Raw genomic sequence first — 14,589 nt, 5'->3', positions numbered from 1 at the left:
AGACAACTTTCCTATTGGCTCGCCCAGATGATCCGCGCCATCCACTCCACATCGACAAGCTCGATGCTTCTGTTGGGATGGGCCGGATTGAGCGACAGAAGCTCGATCGACTTCGGGCTCTGGCGCAGCAAGACCTTGGCCATGACCTCGCCCTCACGCGTTTTAACAACCACGCGGTCGTTGCGCCGGACCTGCGCACCGGGCTCGACGATCAGCACGTCGCCATCGCGATAAAGCGGCATCATGCTGTCGCCCTGCACTTCCAGCGCGTAGACGCCAGCTTTCTGCGCCGGGGTCGCCGGGAACTCGACGACATCCCAGCCCTGCCCGGCCGGAAAGCCGCCATCGTCGAAAAAGCCGCCTGCTCCGGCCTGCGCAAAGCCCAGCAGCGGAATAGAGCCCGCCTGCGGCGGAAAGGCACCGTCCGGCATGCCTGACGGCATGGACCCAGGCCGCAGCAATCCCATGAACTGCTCGACGCTGGCCCCTGTTGCATCGAGCACCTTGGCAATGGATTCCGTCGACGGCCAGCGCTGGCGGCCATCGGCACTCAGTCGTTTGGATTTGTTGAAAGAGGTGGGGTCGAGACCTGCACGACGCGCGAGGCCGGAGGGCGTCAGGTCATGCCGCTCGGCAAGCCCGTCGATTGCACTCCATATCTGATCGTGTGACAGCATCGTCGCCTGGCCTTGAGATCGAGGCGTCCCATCCCCATCCACGCGCGAGGTTAATCTAAGTGTTAACATTCGTAAAGACGCCAAGAGGAATAAAATCCTTGGTACCTACAGTTTATCACAACAGCCGTGTCAAGTTCGGGAAGGTGTGTTGCGGTAGCACATCTGCGGCGAGAGCTTCAAAGCTCTGCCTGTCCGCTCAACGGGTCGGACAAAGAAATGACTGGAGCGGGTGAAGGGAATCGAACCCTCGTATTCAGCTTGGGAAGCTCGCCCCAAAACAACAGGCACAATCACTTAGCTGTAAAACTTTGGGAATTCAGCCCCAAATCAATCAATGATTTCAATAGGGCTGTAAAACAAAAACCGCGCTCTAGCCGCCTCGTGTCGCTTGAGAAATAGGTTCGTCTCACTTTTACGGAGAGTGACCATGAAGAATACAATCCTATCCAATTCCAAGGCCGGCCCCACACCCGAAACAAATTCTACCTTCCTGCGTAAGTTTCTTCAGGACGCTCGCATATGGCTCGACAGTCGTTGCGAGAACGCCAGACCGGGCTGGATGGTCGCGCAACTGCCGTTGGTTGAAGCGGCGATGGCGTCCGCCACCAATGACGCACCCGTTTCAAATCCGAGCGGCAAGATTTCCCTCTATTCAGGGCGCACCAACGACCCTGTTCCCGAGGGATGGGGGCTGAACACAACATACCTGTCCATGACCTATCGTGAAGCTGACACCATCCAGGCATTTCGCTTTGAAGTTGGTCTCGAAGATTATGTTCAAGCGCGCATCCACGGAGCGAAGGACTCACCCGTTTCAATTTCAGGTCAGCATCCTGACGACTTGGCAGTCGACCAGTTCTTCGCAGCAATGAAAGCCAAGCTCGATCGCAAGCGCCGGCAGGGTTATGGCGGGTGGGATGACAAGGCGAAGTGCTCCAACGAGCAATTGTCGGCAATGCTGCGCGACCACATCGACAAGGGCGATCCCATCGACGTCGCCAATTTTGCGATGATGATCTATCAGCGTGGCGAGCGTATCGCGGCCGCCTATCCCGACACGCTGCGGCGAGCACTTCGAACAGCTCTCGATCACATCGAGCACATGGCCACGTGGATCGGAAAACAGAAAACCGGATACTCCTTTGAAGGTCTCGGTGAAGACATGCCGGGGATGCGTGACGCGCTCGACGCCCCCACGCCCGAAACAAGTCCGATGGATGCCCGCGAGGCAGCAAATGTGAGCGGTGCAGAAGCGCCTTGGCAATGGTTCGCCGGAGACTGCGGCGAATGGTTCGCGGTTGGTCCAGAGGATACCCGAGAGGCAATCATCCAGGCAGCGACGAACGACAGCCTTGGCGAGTATGAAGACGATGGCGTCTGGAAGCTCCAGTTTCACATCGTCGAGGCTCGGAAAGAGCCTTTGCGAATTGCGGATTGGATCGACGCAGACGACATTTTCGATCGTGCTGAGGACAACCTCGCAGACAGCGACCGAGTAGGCAGCGAGAGCGACGAGGGTCCGTGGTTCGAATGCTCTAAAGAGCAGAAGGCGGATCTTCGCAATCGTATCAAGCAAGCTTGCGACGAATGGCAAGTCGCGCACGGCCTCGTCTTCAATTGCGCAACGTTCAGCCAGACGCGCAATGAAGAGAGCGTGGTCGTGGATGTGTCGATAGCTGCTCTTTCTGCCACCACGGAGGCCAAGCCATGAGCAGACTTTTCGGACCCGACTTCATCACGCAAAGGTACCTGCGCCAATATCCGGACAGTTTACGCGCCAAATCGTGGGCCGGCGTCATGGTCCACATTGAGACCGAGAACGGGGTATGGCGCACCGGTGGCAGTGGCTACACATGGGCTGGCAAGCCTGACGCATGGATTATTCCATTTGAGCAGGCCGTGCGTCAGATCGAGCACTGCGGCCCTGAAAAATGCGGGAAGTTCCTCCGTGCCCAGACACCCACGCCCAGTTCAAATGAGGGGCCGGCGGCATATCGGGCCAAGAACCCCGATGGCGACGGCTTCCTGTATTTTGATGGTGATGGGGCTGTCGAGGTTTACCGGATGGCTGGCGTTGAAATCACCCCTCTTTACACGCTGCCACCCGTTTCAATTCAGGGCGATCACATCACCCCGCAGATGCTGCGCGACACCGCCGCATGGTGCCAATCGGAAGACGAGCTTCGCGAAACACTCAAGAGAGCCGCCGAGGCGCTGGAGGCCTCGACCGCTTCCAATTCGGAGGGCATCGAAGCGGCGCATACGGTCCTTTCAAAATATCCTAAGTCGGTCGTAGAGGCGGCAATATCCGCTTATCTCGACAAGGCCACGCCCGTTTCAATAGTAGGTGGGTCTATCACTCGCAAACAGGCCCGCAAATTGGCCTTGGATGAACTCTCCAAACGAATGCTAGAGGGCAATGTTGCAGACGCCTTTGACCACGCAGTTGATGTGTACCTAAAAAAGCTTTCGGCGATATTGTGCGCGGCTGAGCCTTCTGGGTATGTCAATCCTGATCATGCAGGATTTCCCATTTTGGCTGGGTCAATAGCACTCTACCAGTATAGCTTCGCTGCTGCGACGTTGCCTTTGTATGCTGCCCTAGACCCCACGCCCGAGACGATCGGAGACACCGATGGCTGAGACTTTCACCGGGCCGCTGGTCTGGATCACAATGGGTGGAAATATCGACGTGCGGCACCCTGATGGGCGTTTGATCCGCTGCTACGGCATGACGCAAGAACATAGCAGGGAAGCCGACAGGCTTGGCAAAAAAGCCATCTGCACTGTCGTCATACCCGACGATATCCCAGGACGCGGCAAGTTCTCGCCTCACATCACCGAGATCAGCGCTACCCCCACGCCTGCACCGACGTTGTCAGGCCGATGATGTACATGGGGATCTTCATAATCTGGATTGTCGGCGCCGTCGCATCCAATGCGGCGCAGCGGGAGATTGGGTTACGCAGCGAATTTACCTTCGGAGACAGCTTCTCTGGAGATGACACTGTTGATCTCATCTGCATCGTGGTCTGGCCAATATTTTGGCCTTGCTACCTCATCCACAAAATCACCGGCCGGCTGATGAGGAAAGATCCATAAAAATCTAATCCGCGATAGCCGCAGCCGTAAACCGGAACAACCGATCAGAATAACCAAACCAAAGCGCCAGGCCCTATGAAGGACCTGGCGCACCGAGAACCCGTGTTTTTTGTATCTTGGAGAACGACATTGAATATTTCAGTTCAATCACTGCATGGCGAAGTCTTGCCACCACTTGTCACCGGCGCTCCGAACGTCACCTTTGCCGAGGCCGCCGCAAGCTACGTGAAGCACGGAGGCGAGCAGCGATACCTTTCGAGGGTTCTCGAAATCCTTGGAGACAGGCCGCTTACCTCCATCTTCCCATTCGATGTCCGAGAGATGGCGAAAGCTCTATTCCCCTATCAGCTGAGCGCTACCAGAAACCGGCAGGCTTTGACGCCAGTCCGTGCGGTGATCAACCATGCCTATGACAGAGGGTGGTGTAACCTCATCCGCCTCCGGAATTTCAAGGAAGACACGCCAAAGAGGAAGGTGCCGGCGTCTGCCGTCTGGATGCAGCTGTTCGTTCGCCAATGCGATCGGGATGGCCTTCAGCATCTATCCGCCTTGGTCCTGTTTATGGCGCAGACAGGAGCAAGGGTGAGCGAGGCGGTTGCTCTCCACTGGTCGGAGGTAGACTTTTCAGGACGCAGCGCGTTGCTGTTGAGAACCAAAACCGGCACGAACTCTGCCAGGTGCCTGACCGACGAGCTCGTTTTGAGGTTTCAGAGATTGCATGCGGAGAGCGGGGAAGGGCGGGTGTTCCGCTACAAGAGCCGATATTCTGTCAATGAGAGGATCGAGGCCGTCTGCAAGCGTGCTGAGATCGCTTACAAGTCCAGCCACGCATGCGGGCGTCATACATTCGCGACCACGGCGATCGATCTCGGCATGGACGTAGCGACCGCGATGGCTGCCGGCGATTGGAAGAGCCCCACAGTGTTCCTAAGCACCTACGTCACGCCAAGACGGAACGCTGGCCGTAGGATGGCCGACAGGTTCAACCAGTATCAGTTTGAGAGCAGCATCTAGCTGGACGGCTTGGCGCGTTCACGCTCGATCCGGTCTAACCGCTCGCGAAGGTCAAGGATCACGTCCCTTGCCCCATAGGTGCCGGCCGCTGACGCCTTCAGTTCATCAATCTGTTTCTGGAGCTGAGCATTCACAAGATCATCGGTGTGCCAGACGCGCTCTAACTCGGCGCGCGGCACCTGGGCAATGCGGAGATCAGCAAGCGTGTCGTCGGTGCGCTTGCGGTCCTCAATGCCTCGATCAGTACGCCACTTGAGCTCCTGCTGAGTAACCATTTTGTCGCGTACGTCATTAATTTGGACGGTAGTAGCTGATGCAAGCTTCGAGATCGCATCTGTCAGATTTTGGTTGCCGAGCGTGATTTGCGTGTCGAGTTTGTCCTGCCCCTTATTAAGGGTTCCATAAAAAAACGAACCTGCAGCCAGCAATGCCGCCATACATACGCCGGCAGCCGACCAGATCACCGGCCATTGGGTCTTGCTGTTGTTTCGAAGCTCGTTGGACAGTGTGCCTATTGAAGACTGGATCGTCTGAAAACCAGTATTCATGTTGGAACGAAGGTCGACGATATCCTTGCCCTGGTTCTCGACGCGCTCTGAAAGCCGAGCCCAAGAAGCCATTGGGTCGAAGCTATTGCCGTTTGCCATATCAACCGATCCTGAAGCCATTTCTGGTTTATGCCCTTTCAATGCAAGAAATCCATATGTTGCTGGTCGCCTGAGACTCGCTCAGAATGCGAAACCCCGCGACTTGTTGGGACGCGAGGAAAAATCTACGACAATTTACGGATAGCGCGCCACCGCTCCAGGCGGCATGCTGTCGGTGCGCCGTGTTTAGGGCGATGGGTTAGGCCGCAGCCGCAACAGCGGTCAGCCATGCGTCCACTGCAGACTTTATCTGAGCATCGAAGGCATAAAGCTCTGGCCCGCCCATCATCTCCACCGCGATCCGGTTGACGCCATATACGCCAGGCTTACTAGACCCCCCAATCTGCACAGGGTAATTCATCTGGAAGTCAGGCGTTGACGTGTTGGAGGCTGTTTCTATGCCCCGCGAGGCTTCCTTTGAAGTCGTACCGACGCGATACATGCCGAGCCATCCCGGATACGCGGCTGCAGACGGCGCAAAGGTCTTTGTCGCTGCGTTACCGTCTCGCCCCGTGATGGCTGGAGTGGTAGTCCGGTTTACTAGCAACGAGACATCGCAACCAATATCCGTCGACTGAGCCCCTGCGTTCAGGAGCGCCGTCAACGAGTGATGCCCACGGTAGAAGCTGTCTGGCTGAGCCTTGTATCCAAAGACGTTTGGCGTGAACATCGTGCTGTAAACGCCACCGACACCGTCGCCCGAGAGGCCACCTTTGCTGGTGAACACCGGAGCGCCGCTCTTGATAAGATCGAACCGCGACGTAGCCGAGGCGAGATTGATGTAATCCGACTGTTCTGCCGTTTTCCCCATCAGAAAAAGATAATCGAGATATTTCCAGCACCCGATCGATTTCAGCGTGGCAATGAACGCGTCGTCTGCGGCTTGCATCGAGGCCGATGGCGCAACCGTCATGCGAGCGACGGCAAACTGCGTTTCAGGCTGCAATGCACCGACTGATGCCGTAATGGTCAGCGTACGATCGATCGTAAGCCCCGCCTCGTCTGTTGCTCGAACAGTGACGGAATAACCGCCAGCGGCCAAGGCCGAGTTTGAAACCAGGATACCCGCCAGGATCGTGAAGGACGAAGCGTTGGCCCCGCCGACAATAGACCATATGGATTTACGGTTGGCCTCAAGGATTAGCGTCAGAACGCTGCCAGACGGAGCATTGAAGGCAGATGGCGTGACAATCTGCAGCGGTCCGAACTGGCGCTTGTAAGCCGCTGAAGCCAACGGATATTGGTCGCCTGAAAGCTTGTCGGCAAAGGAACCGCCAGTCGTCGTCCCTTGGTTCCAATAGCCGATGTTCGTGATGTTCTTTCCACGGCACCACTCGCCAATGCTGTCGAGATAGTCACCGCTGTTGGAGTTTACGCCGAACTCATGGATGGCATAGGGTTTGCCCTTGGCCGCGAGAAAAGCGTAGTGAGCGTCAAGCCCAGCGATACCAATCCTCTTGCTGTAAAAAGCCTTGGCTGGGCTGTCACCATCGTCCTGTGAATTGTAGTACGGGTCAGCGCCGCCCATGTCGACAACGTCGTCGCCGGGATAGGAGGTGAGTGCGTCATAGACGCCCGTTCCGGAATAGTGAAGCGTGTTCGGGGTGATTACCCAAGAGAAGCGGAAACGAGAACTGACAGCGCGCGCGAGGGCCACGACATGCCGGAAGGCCGCAATGAAGTCAGAGGGACCGGAGGCATTGTTGTAGCTCCACGGGTAGGCAGACTTCAGGTTACCTTCCCATCCGATGCGCAGGATGATGACATCGCTGGCGTCCATCCCTACGATGACTTGAAGCATCTGTGTGATGATCGCGTCATACGTCCCAGCAGCTGTGTCTGCGCACGTTGCGGTAGGAGATGCAGCCGTGCCGGTCGCGAGGGGAAATGCCCAATCATACCGGCCTGTATACCAAGAGAAGGCGGCAGGAAACGCCTGGACGATGGCGAGATTTTGCGCCCACGTCGTCTGGCCATTGGTGTTCTCGCAGAACATGTGGATCATGTCCGGCGTGCGACCTAGCCAAGTTCCGAATTGTGTGAGCTCGGCCTGAGAGTTGACGCGAACGCCAACAAGATGCCGGTTCTGGAATGCGACAGACCCCCCACCCTGAGGTCGGTTGGGGCGCTTATCGACCACCTTGTCGATTGTCCGATCTAGCCCACGGACGTTCGGAATGCGTGTTGCGATACCCGTCATAATCAGGCGCTCGCAACGTTGCACTTCCAGCCCGCCACGGCCGGCACATCCTTTTCCTCGCTTGCGACATGGTGCGCGCGAGCGGTATTCTGGTTTGCGCCGATTGCCTGCGATGCGTCAGGAGACAGCCCTGAGGCCGAAAACATCTCGCCGCTGGACGACGCGCGGATCCTGAACACCATCGAGGCCGCATTTTCCGGTGCGAGGCTGGAAGGGGCTTGCTGCGTCGTCGTGCCACCAAGCGGGATTGTTTCAGACCAGATCGGGAAAAACAATTTGGCCCCCCTCACGTCCTGGACGTAGCCGCACTGCACATGAGCGCCAGAAATTGCCATGATGATATCTCCTGTTTCGATTGAATTTTGCCCTGCAGACGATATTGGTCAGCATCAGGCGAAGAGGATTGAGAGGGACGATGGCAAGCAGCGCGACATGGGCCGGTTTCAAAGCCATGAACCTGCGCTATGTTGTAAGCTGCTCACCGTGCGACCGTATGATCGAGATTGATCCCGACACGATGCCGCCGGACGGGTCGACGATCGACCAGCGGTTTCGTTGCAGCCGGTGCGGCGCGATCGGAGGCGTGATCATCAGCCATCGCAGTGCCGACAAGGCCTACCCGGGCAGTAGGAAGGCATAATCCGTACTTTAGGGCGTCACCGCCGCTGCCTTGCGCGCATAGAAGTCGTCCCACCAGGCAGAACAGTCATCCGCCTGGCGATCGCGATTGTCGGCGACGACGTCCCACCGCTTCAGGGTGACCACGCGCGGCTCATCAGCCTTCGGCTTGACGCGCTCCATATGAACTGTACAGGATCCGTCTTGATGCTCGGGGAGCTCGGACGAAGCCTTGGCCTGCCCTTGCATCTCTGCGGCGGCGGTCGCCCGCTGATCGAGCGTCTGGCAGCCCTTGGCGCTGGTCAGCAGAATGACCACCGGCAAAAGGATCAGTGCTTTTCGTACCATTGTAGCTCCTCCGGGCTCCAGCCCTGCATGTTGTCGGCCTTGGCTGCGGCCTCGAGATCCTTGATCTTGGCATCAGCTTGCGCCTTGGCGGTGGCCGTTGCCTCCGCGCGTTTTTTCGCTTCGGTCGCAGCCTGTTCCGCGGCCAGCCTGTCTGCCCGTTCCTTGTCGAGTTGAGCTTGAAGAGCGTCGCGCTCGAACGTGGTGACCATGGTGGCGGTCGCGGACCTGACCTGGCTGGCAACGCGGCCGTCTATGACCTGCCCAATCAAGGGCAGCCTGAGGCCCTCGTAGAAAAAGAGTAGGAAGACGGCCGAGACGATCATGCCGGCGATCAGCGCCGCCGGGATCTTGATAATATCTGAGAGGTTGGCGAACATTGTACTGCCTCTGCCTTTCTTTAATCGAGCGGATGGAGCCGGTCAGTCTGACACCCAGACGCCGTTGAGGAGGTAGCCATGCCAGTGATACCCATCGGCTTCCTTGTCGATTTCGCCCTGCCAGGGATAGATGCCGATGGACGGTATGAGCGACGGTTGCTGACGAGTCCCTTCGTTTTCCCAAGCGATTCTGTTCTTCTCGGAAACGAACGTCGGCAGCTTGATCGGCTTTTGGCAACCGCAGGGGCAGGATGCAAAGATCCCACCCTCAGCAGTTTCGCCCTCGTCGGTAAACCAGAAGAAAGCGCCAGGAGTGGCATTGATCTCATCATAGCGATGCTGCTCGTCGGTCTCGACGAGGACGGCGACGACATTGGTGGCCTTGCTCATCAGCGGGCTCCCGGCAGACCCGAAACGCAGAGCTCGCCCTCTCCGACCCGGCCTGGATCGCCCATGCCGCGACGATTGGTGAGGCCCTGAATAGGCCGGCCGCCTGCACGGTTGAACTTTGACAAGTCTTCGCAGGCGGCCTTGTAGTCATAGCGGCTGATATCCTTCGCCGAGGACGAGGTTCGCGCACCGCTCGTGCCGATATTGTAGCCGAGTGACGTCATCGAGCCCTGGACGCTATCCGGGGCCTTGGCGAAGTTTTTGACGCCATCGACGAGCGGCAGGTAATAGTCGCGGATGACCCGGGTGATCAGCATGGCCTCGCATGCCGCTTCCGTTCGCATGGTGCCCAGCTTGACGGGCTTGCCGTCGAGCAGCGTTTCGCCGTAGCAGATCGTCGGCACGCCCACCATATCGAGGTAAGCCGAGGTGCGCAGCCCCTCCCACTTCTTGATGAGGGTAACAGCGGCAAACACAGCCGGCGGGGTCACACCCTGGTCGATCGCCTGATGAATGAGCGCCGGCGTCATCGACGGCTTGGCGGGCGTCAGATGACTCCCGGTAAATGTCGCCCATCCGGTAATCCCGGCCGCAACGACAGACGCAGCGACGGCGGCCTTACCTCTTGGTGTCGATTTATTGATCGGCATCTTCAGGTCCTTTCGGCATGGTCATTTTGGACTGAACTGTAAGTCTGGCGACGCAGGCGCCCATCGTGGTGAATCCAGAGATCGCCGCAAACAGACCGCGCGGGATGACGATCCACTCGTCGATATATGGCAACGCCACCTCAAGGCCGGAGAATGCAGCGGCGATCAGGATGAGCTTGACGCTCATGGCACGCTTGAAGACGTGGGCGAAGTGATCGATCGGCTCTAGGCCGAACGCGCGTAGGGACGCGGCAAAGCTGCGCTTCGCCGCCCCTTTGATGGGCTGTGGCTCGGAAGGCATGGGATGTCCTTACTTGGAGAAGGCGCGTTCAGTCGTGATGATGAGGCAAAGCTTCGCCTCACCGCACCATTGCTGGGGATGGCAGTAGGGCCTACAGCCTTACTTCAGATGTCTTTGCAGCTCGTTTTAAAGATCATTTTTGAAATCTGGCGGGCGGATTGATCTATTTTTGGGGAGTGTCATTGAAACAAACGTGCATCGTATCCACGTTATCCACTCCCATCGCGCCTGGAGTTTTTGCTAGAGTGGATTACAACCTAAAAAGCGCATTTCTTTTAGCGGCAATATGCTTCACGGTTGCTGGTCCAGCTTTACTGCATCTGGCTATTTCACTTTGCGTGAACGACAGGTCAGAAGTAATTGATGGGCCATCTCGGCCCACCAATATTAGTGCTGCAATGTTGGATTCACTTGACGGGCCATACTAGGCCAAAGGCCACGGTCCGCGTGTCGTTCGGGAACTGTTTCGCTGGGTGATTAGACTTTAAATTGATTATCCCGCTGCCATTGTCATCCAGTTGCAAACATATTTTTTGTTCAGCCGGACGATCGAATGACGTATCTTTGGCGACTGGCAATATCTGGCTTTCAAGATTACTAGACAACCTTACCGTAAGGTCAGGATCGGCCCATGCGTTTACAATTTTCACTGTAGGGCAATACTTCGATCCTGGCTGCGAAATTTTGGTTACTCGCAATGAAGCTTCCTGAGATGCCCACGCAAACGAGGTACCCCCGGAAGCTTCTGTATTGAACGTTCCTATTGGTTCTACAACGACCTCCGGAAGCGATGAATAATCGAAGGCTGATTTGCCGTCGTTTGAGACCTTCAAAACGAAGGAATTCTTCCCAACTGGCTGTGCCGATCCGCTGCTTTTCGCCTTCTGGGCCGCAGAGAGGATCGCAACAGCGTCGTTCGCCCCTACGAAGAAGACCTGCTCTTTCTCGCGTCCGACAACGCCAGGCTCAAAGTGGGCGACCGACTTTGCACCAAACATTTGATACGAATAGAAATTCGGGTCAAAGTCAGAACCTGAGGACACGTAGAGGGGAAGATATCGACCCTGCCGCCAAGTGTAATCCATGCCGAAAGCAGATACCGGCTCATCAAAGCCGCCGGATGATGTAATTGTTGGCGACTGAGTTAGAAGCCATAGATGGTGTTGATAATTCTGAAATGTTCCCCCGATGAAAACGAGGGATGCAATAGCTGTGGCGGCAATAGCTGAGCGATTTCCCGGAAGAACAGCAGCCAGCCCAATCATGACCAGCAGCGCGCCGAATGCACCGACGAACCATTGCACGGTGTCACGCGTGATGTCCCAAAGGTTGAAGTCCGGCAATATGTGAATGCCGAATTTGACGTTCACAATGGCGAAAGCTGCTGCCAATGGAAGGAATGAGAACAATGCTAGATTGAAAGGTGTCCGAAGCCTTGTCGATAGCATTGGAGCCAAGGCTAACACAACTATCAATAGTACGGAAAGCCATGGGTTGTTGGTCGGATATTGCCCCAAGAGAAAACCGATCGCGGTTGTGGTCCCGTCGAGTGGAGCATGAGAAACAGTTATCGGAGCGCCATCCTCATAACCCATGATGATGTGCCCGGTTACCGGCATCATAAGCGATATCCCGATCAAGCAGACGGCTGGGAATACTGAAGCAACGGACAAAAGCGACGGCGAGACCGGCAGCATCCTTCCATCTATCAGTCTGGAAACCCAAGCCAGCACGGCAACAAAAACAAAACCCGCAACAACGGCAGGCAGCAGACCAAGCGGGTGAGTACCCGGCGCAGCAAAGGCCGCATGAACGCCAACGACAGAAATTACCAACGGGCATATGCACCACGCCGCTTGCCTGATTGCGCGATTGAAAATGGCTCCTCCGGAAAAAACGAAGTAGAGTGCCCAAAATAGCAGCAGGAATGGGACTGTTACCGCGCCGAGCAGGATGGCGGCACACATAAACAGACCAGATTCGTTCGACTTTTCATCGTCGCCAATTAGTGCAGCAACGGACGCGATGCCCATGAGAATGGAGAATATTGAGTCCTTTCCCGTAGCAAACAGACCATAGAGGCCAAACTGGCTAAGTGCGAAATTAACAAAAACTAGAAGCGCCGCAAGAAGAGTCGGCCTCAAGCCAAACTGTCTCGCCGAATAAAGCGAAACGATTGCGGCCAGAGCGAAAAGCAAAACCTTATTGCCAGCGGCAACCGTAGTAACTGGAAGCGACCATCCGAGCAGGGAGGGCACGAGTGTTAACCCCGCAAACCCGGACTGCATTGGAACACCAAGGCCGCCGAACAATAGCTTCCAGATCGCCAAGAAGGGGCCGCCGTCAACTAGTTGCCCGCCATCTGTCTTCAGCATAAAGGTTTGGATTTGAAATATTTGGACCGAATCAAGCGTGCTCGGGAAGCGAAAAGCGGCAAAAAATCCGATCGCGGATCCTGCCAGCAGCAGCACTGCGAGTCTTCGATCTATGCGGAATTTAGGTAGCCCCGAAAACCAAACACCCAAGATACCTATCAGTAAATTTATCCCGACTACCACTACCGCTAGACGAAATGGCCTGTCAGAACTACCAATAGTCCAGATTGCGATATAGACAATCGCATTGATGATAACGCCCAGAGAGAATGCCGACAGTAAGCCTGAAATCGCTTCAGTCCTGAATTTTACGCCATTCCTCTGCAAGATCTGCTTCATCCCCCACCCAGGCAGAAGAATGCAGGCAAAAGCAGAAAATATGGCCGTCAGCAAAATTTGAATCGTCAAAGTTCTCTCCACTGTAGAGATATACGCCGACTGCCGTGCTACCTTGGATATGGCTTAGAGACAAGGTTGCAAATCAGGACGTGGTCAGCATCAACTGATATGTCCTAAATTCGCACAATTTTCACCTTGCCGCCGATAGCCTGGATCTGAGCATCGACGTACCCTCCTGCTGAGGTTGGCGCCAAAGCTACCGTCACACGTGCGCCGTAGGAGGTTGGTGCAACACCGATTACAAAAAATGCTGCATTCGCTGGGTTTTGGATGTTGTTGTCCAGCACAGAGACCACGCCATTAGCAGAAGTCCTAGAGATCGTGCCGCGCCAGATCGTCACTCCTCCTGAGACCCCCGGTACCAGACCACTTGCTGTTATTGTCAAGAACGTCCCATCGTAGTCACCAACTGCGACATCGAAAAATTGGATAGTCTGCGGACCCGCAGGTAGATCTCTAACAAAGTGTCCCGAACGCCAATGAGAGACATTTTGGTCATCAACGATAGATGATCTTATCGCCGGCATATTATCAGCTATGTGAGCATTGCCGCCGACGTTATTGCCATTGAATACCAAGTTCGTCCACTCAACGCCTGCTGCGTCTAGCGAAAACGCATAGTCTAGACCAGCATCCAACTGGCTACCGACAACACCTATTCTCTGTCGATATGCCGTTCCAACTGCGCCCTCGAAAAGAACTGAGCCCGGATACCCACCGAGATGTGAGTTGCTGATAATGATGTCGCCAACCACACAGCCGACCCCACCCACTCGCATGACAGTTCCTGGTCTACTGACGCCGTCTGCATCACGCCCCCCGACATTGGTATCAAAGCCAGTAAAGACGTTTCCTGTGCCCGAACCGGCCCTGAAATCAAATGCAACCTTTACCGATCGCGAAAAAGTTGTGATGCGAATATCTTCATACCGCGTCCAGTTTACATAGCTTTCCCGGCCAAAGCCGGTTTCGCCCGTCGTCGCAACATCACGGAACCCGGCTGGGAAGCCCTCGATGCCGATGCCTTTAAATTTGTTATGCTGGATATAGTTTGGGGAACCATTCGCATATTCGAGGAAAGCAGCATTATCACCAGCAACGGCATCAGAGGTGAAATAGGCACGAGCATTCAAATCTTTCATGAAAGAGTTTTCGATGGATGTGCCTGTAGTCAGAATAGAGAACAACGGCCCATTGAAGTCGACGGTTGTAATCGTTGAACGACCGTCTCCATCACCCTGCACACCAAAGGCGCTACTCAAGGTAACGCCTGTCGCCACGGTATAATCGCCCGCAGGGATATAAACAGATTTCTTGTTAGATGCGCCTGCATTGATTGCCGACTGAAGTGAAATGCCTTGATCTGTATCGCCGACATCAAAGTCGCGAATTGACGGTTTGTCCCAAAAGCGGGCATCTGTTGTACGCAGCGCTGGCGCGGCAACGAGGGTGAACGGAGCCAGCACTGACGAGGGAACTAAATTGCTCATT

Annotated in this window: 17 protein-coding genes; 6 read left to right on the top strand and 11 right to left on the bottom strand. The window is 55.8% G+C overall.

Annotated elements, in window-relative coordinates; genetic code table 11:
- Positions 1-11 precede the first annotated feature (11 nt).
- Complete coding sequence (locus tag J5274_RS06825; protein ID WP_142823944.1) at positions 12-677, bottom strand: helix-turn-helix transcriptional regulator; 666 nt, start codon at positions 675-677, stop codon at positions 12-14.
- Between the two features lie 421 nt (positions 678-1,098).
- Here J5274_RS06825 and J5274_RS06820 point away from each other — a divergent pair, with 421 nt between their 5' ends.
- From J5274_RS06820 to J5274_RS06805, 4 genes are all read left to right on the top strand, one after another.
- A complete protein-coding gene (locus J5274_RS06820; protein ID WP_219274890.1) occupies positions 1,099-2,388 on the top strand; it encodes a hypothetical protein in 1,290 nt (429 codons plus the stop codon).
- Positions 2,385-3,320, top strand: a complete 936-nt coding sequence (locus J5274_RS06815) for a hypothetical protein (protein WP_219274889.1) — start codon at positions 2,385-2,387, stop codon at positions 3,318-3,320. The genes J5274_RS06820 and J5274_RS06815 overlap by 4 nt, the downstream gene beginning before the upstream one ends.
- Positions 3,313-3,567, top strand: coding sequence for a hypothetical protein (locus tag J5274_RS06810; protein WP_219274888.1), 255 nt, complete (start codon positions 3,313-3,315; stop codon positions 3,565-3,567). The genes J5274_RS06815 and J5274_RS06810 overlap by 8 nt, the downstream gene beginning before the upstream one ends.
- Before the next feature lie 377 nt (positions 3,568-3,944).
- The gene (locus tag J5274_RS06805; protein ID WP_219274887.1) at positions 3,945-4,793 is read left to right on the top strand and encodes a tyrosine-type recombinase/integrase; all 849 of its coding nucleotides are present in this window, start codon (positions 3,945-3,947) and stop codon (positions 4,791-4,793) included.
- On the opposite strand, the gene J5274_RS06800 is transcribed toward J5274_RS06805, so the two are convergent.
- The 3 genes from J5274_RS06800 to J5274_RS06790 all read right to left on the bottom strand — a co-directional run bounded on the left by J5274_RS06800 (position 4,790) and on the right by J5274_RS06790 (position 7,975).
- Positions 4,790-5,440, bottom strand: coding sequence for a hypothetical protein (locus tag J5274_RS06800; RefSeq protein WP_219274886.1), 651 nt, complete (start codon positions 5,438-5,440; stop codon positions 4,790-4,792). The two genes, J5274_RS06805 and J5274_RS06800, sit on opposite strands and share 4 nt — an antisense overlap.
- Positions 5,441-5,639: 199 nt before the next feature.
- Positions 5,640-7,640, bottom strand: a complete 2,001-nt coding sequence (locus J5274_RS06795) for a hypothetical protein (protein WP_219274885.1) — start codon at positions 7,638-7,640, stop codon at positions 5,640-5,642.
- A 2-nt stretch (positions 7,641-7,642) separates the two neighbouring features.
- On the bottom strand, positions 7,643-7,975 hold the full coding sequence (locus tag J5274_RS06790) for a hypothetical protein (RefSeq protein ID WP_219274884.1): 333 nt from the start codon (positions 7,973-7,975) through the stop codon (positions 7,643-7,645).
- Positions 7,976-8,055: 80 nt separating this feature from the next.
- On the opposite strand from J5274_RS06790, the gene J5274_RS06785 reads away from it, so the two are divergent.
- Complete coding sequence (locus J5274_RS06785; protein WP_219274883.1) at positions 8,056-8,280, top strand: hypothetical protein; 225 nt, start codon at positions 8,056-8,058, stop codon at positions 8,278-8,280.
- 8 nt (positions 8,281-8,288) lie between these two features.
- On the opposite strand, the gene J5274_RS06780 is transcribed toward J5274_RS06785, so the two are convergent.
- Genes J5274_RS06780 through J5274_RS28745 form a run of 5 tightly spaced genes read right to left on the bottom strand, consistent with a single transcriptional unit; the run spans position 8,289 to position 10,324 of the window.
- Entirely contained in the window at positions 8,289-8,606 is a 318-nt protein-coding gene (locus J5274_RS06780) for a hypothetical protein (protein WP_219274882.1), read from the bottom strand.
- A complete protein-coding gene (locus J5274_RS06775) occupies positions 8,588-8,983 on the bottom strand; it encodes a hypothetical protein (RefSeq protein ID WP_219274881.1) in 396 nt (131 codons plus the stop codon). Before J5274_RS06775 ends, J5274_RS06780 begins: the two co-directional genes overlap by 19 nt.
- Before the next feature lie 42 nt (positions 8,984-9,025).
- A complete protein-coding gene (locus J5274_RS06770; RefSeq protein ID WP_219274880.1) occupies positions 9,026-9,373 on the bottom strand; it encodes a DUF6527 family protein in 348 nt (115 codons plus the stop codon).
- On the bottom strand, positions 9,373-10,023 hold the full coding sequence (locus J5274_RS06765; RefSeq protein WP_219274879.1) for a lysozyme: 651 nt from the start codon (positions 10,021-10,023) through the stop codon (positions 9,373-9,375). Before J5274_RS06765 ends, J5274_RS06770 begins: the two co-directional genes overlap by 1 nt.
- Complete coding sequence (locus J5274_RS28745) at positions 10,010-10,324, bottom strand: hypothetical protein (RefSeq protein ID WP_257625662.1); 315 nt, start codon at positions 10,322-10,324, stop codon at positions 10,010-10,012. The genes J5274_RS06765 and J5274_RS28745 overlap by 14 nt, the downstream gene beginning before the upstream one ends.
- Positions 10,325-10,327: 3 nt before the next feature.
- Between J5274_RS28745 and J5274_RS06755 the strand changes: the two genes are divergently transcribed.
- On the top strand, positions 10,328-10,486 hold the full coding sequence (locus J5274_RS06755; RefSeq protein WP_219274878.1) for a hypothetical protein: 159 nt from the start codon (positions 10,328-10,330) through the stop codon (positions 10,484-10,486).
- A 245-nt stretch (positions 10,487-10,731) separates the two neighbouring features.
- Here the strand turns inward: J5274_RS06755 and J5274_RS06750 are convergent, their stop codons facing one another.
- Both J5274_RS06750 and J5274_RS06745 read right to left on the bottom strand, forming a co-directional pair.
- Entirely contained in the window at positions 10,732-13,107 is a 2,376-nt protein-coding gene (locus J5274_RS06750; protein ID WP_219274877.1) for a hypothetical protein, read from the bottom strand.
- 104 nt (positions 13,108-13,211) lie between these two features.
- Positions 13,212-14,588, bottom strand: coding sequence for a glycoside hydrolase family 55 protein (locus J5274_RS06745; RefSeq protein ID WP_219274876.1), 1,377 nt, complete (start codon positions 14,586-14,588; stop codon positions 13,212-13,214).
- Position 14,589 lies beyond the last annotated feature (1 nt).

The sequence above is a fragment of the Rhizobium sp. L51/94 genome, from assembly GCF_019355555.1.
GTDB classification, from domain to species: domain Bacteria; phylum Pseudomonadota; class Alphaproteobacteria; order Rhizobiales; family Rhizobiaceae; genus Rhizobium; species Rhizobium rhododendri.
This window is presented reverse-complemented; position numbering and strand designations above follow the sequence as displayed.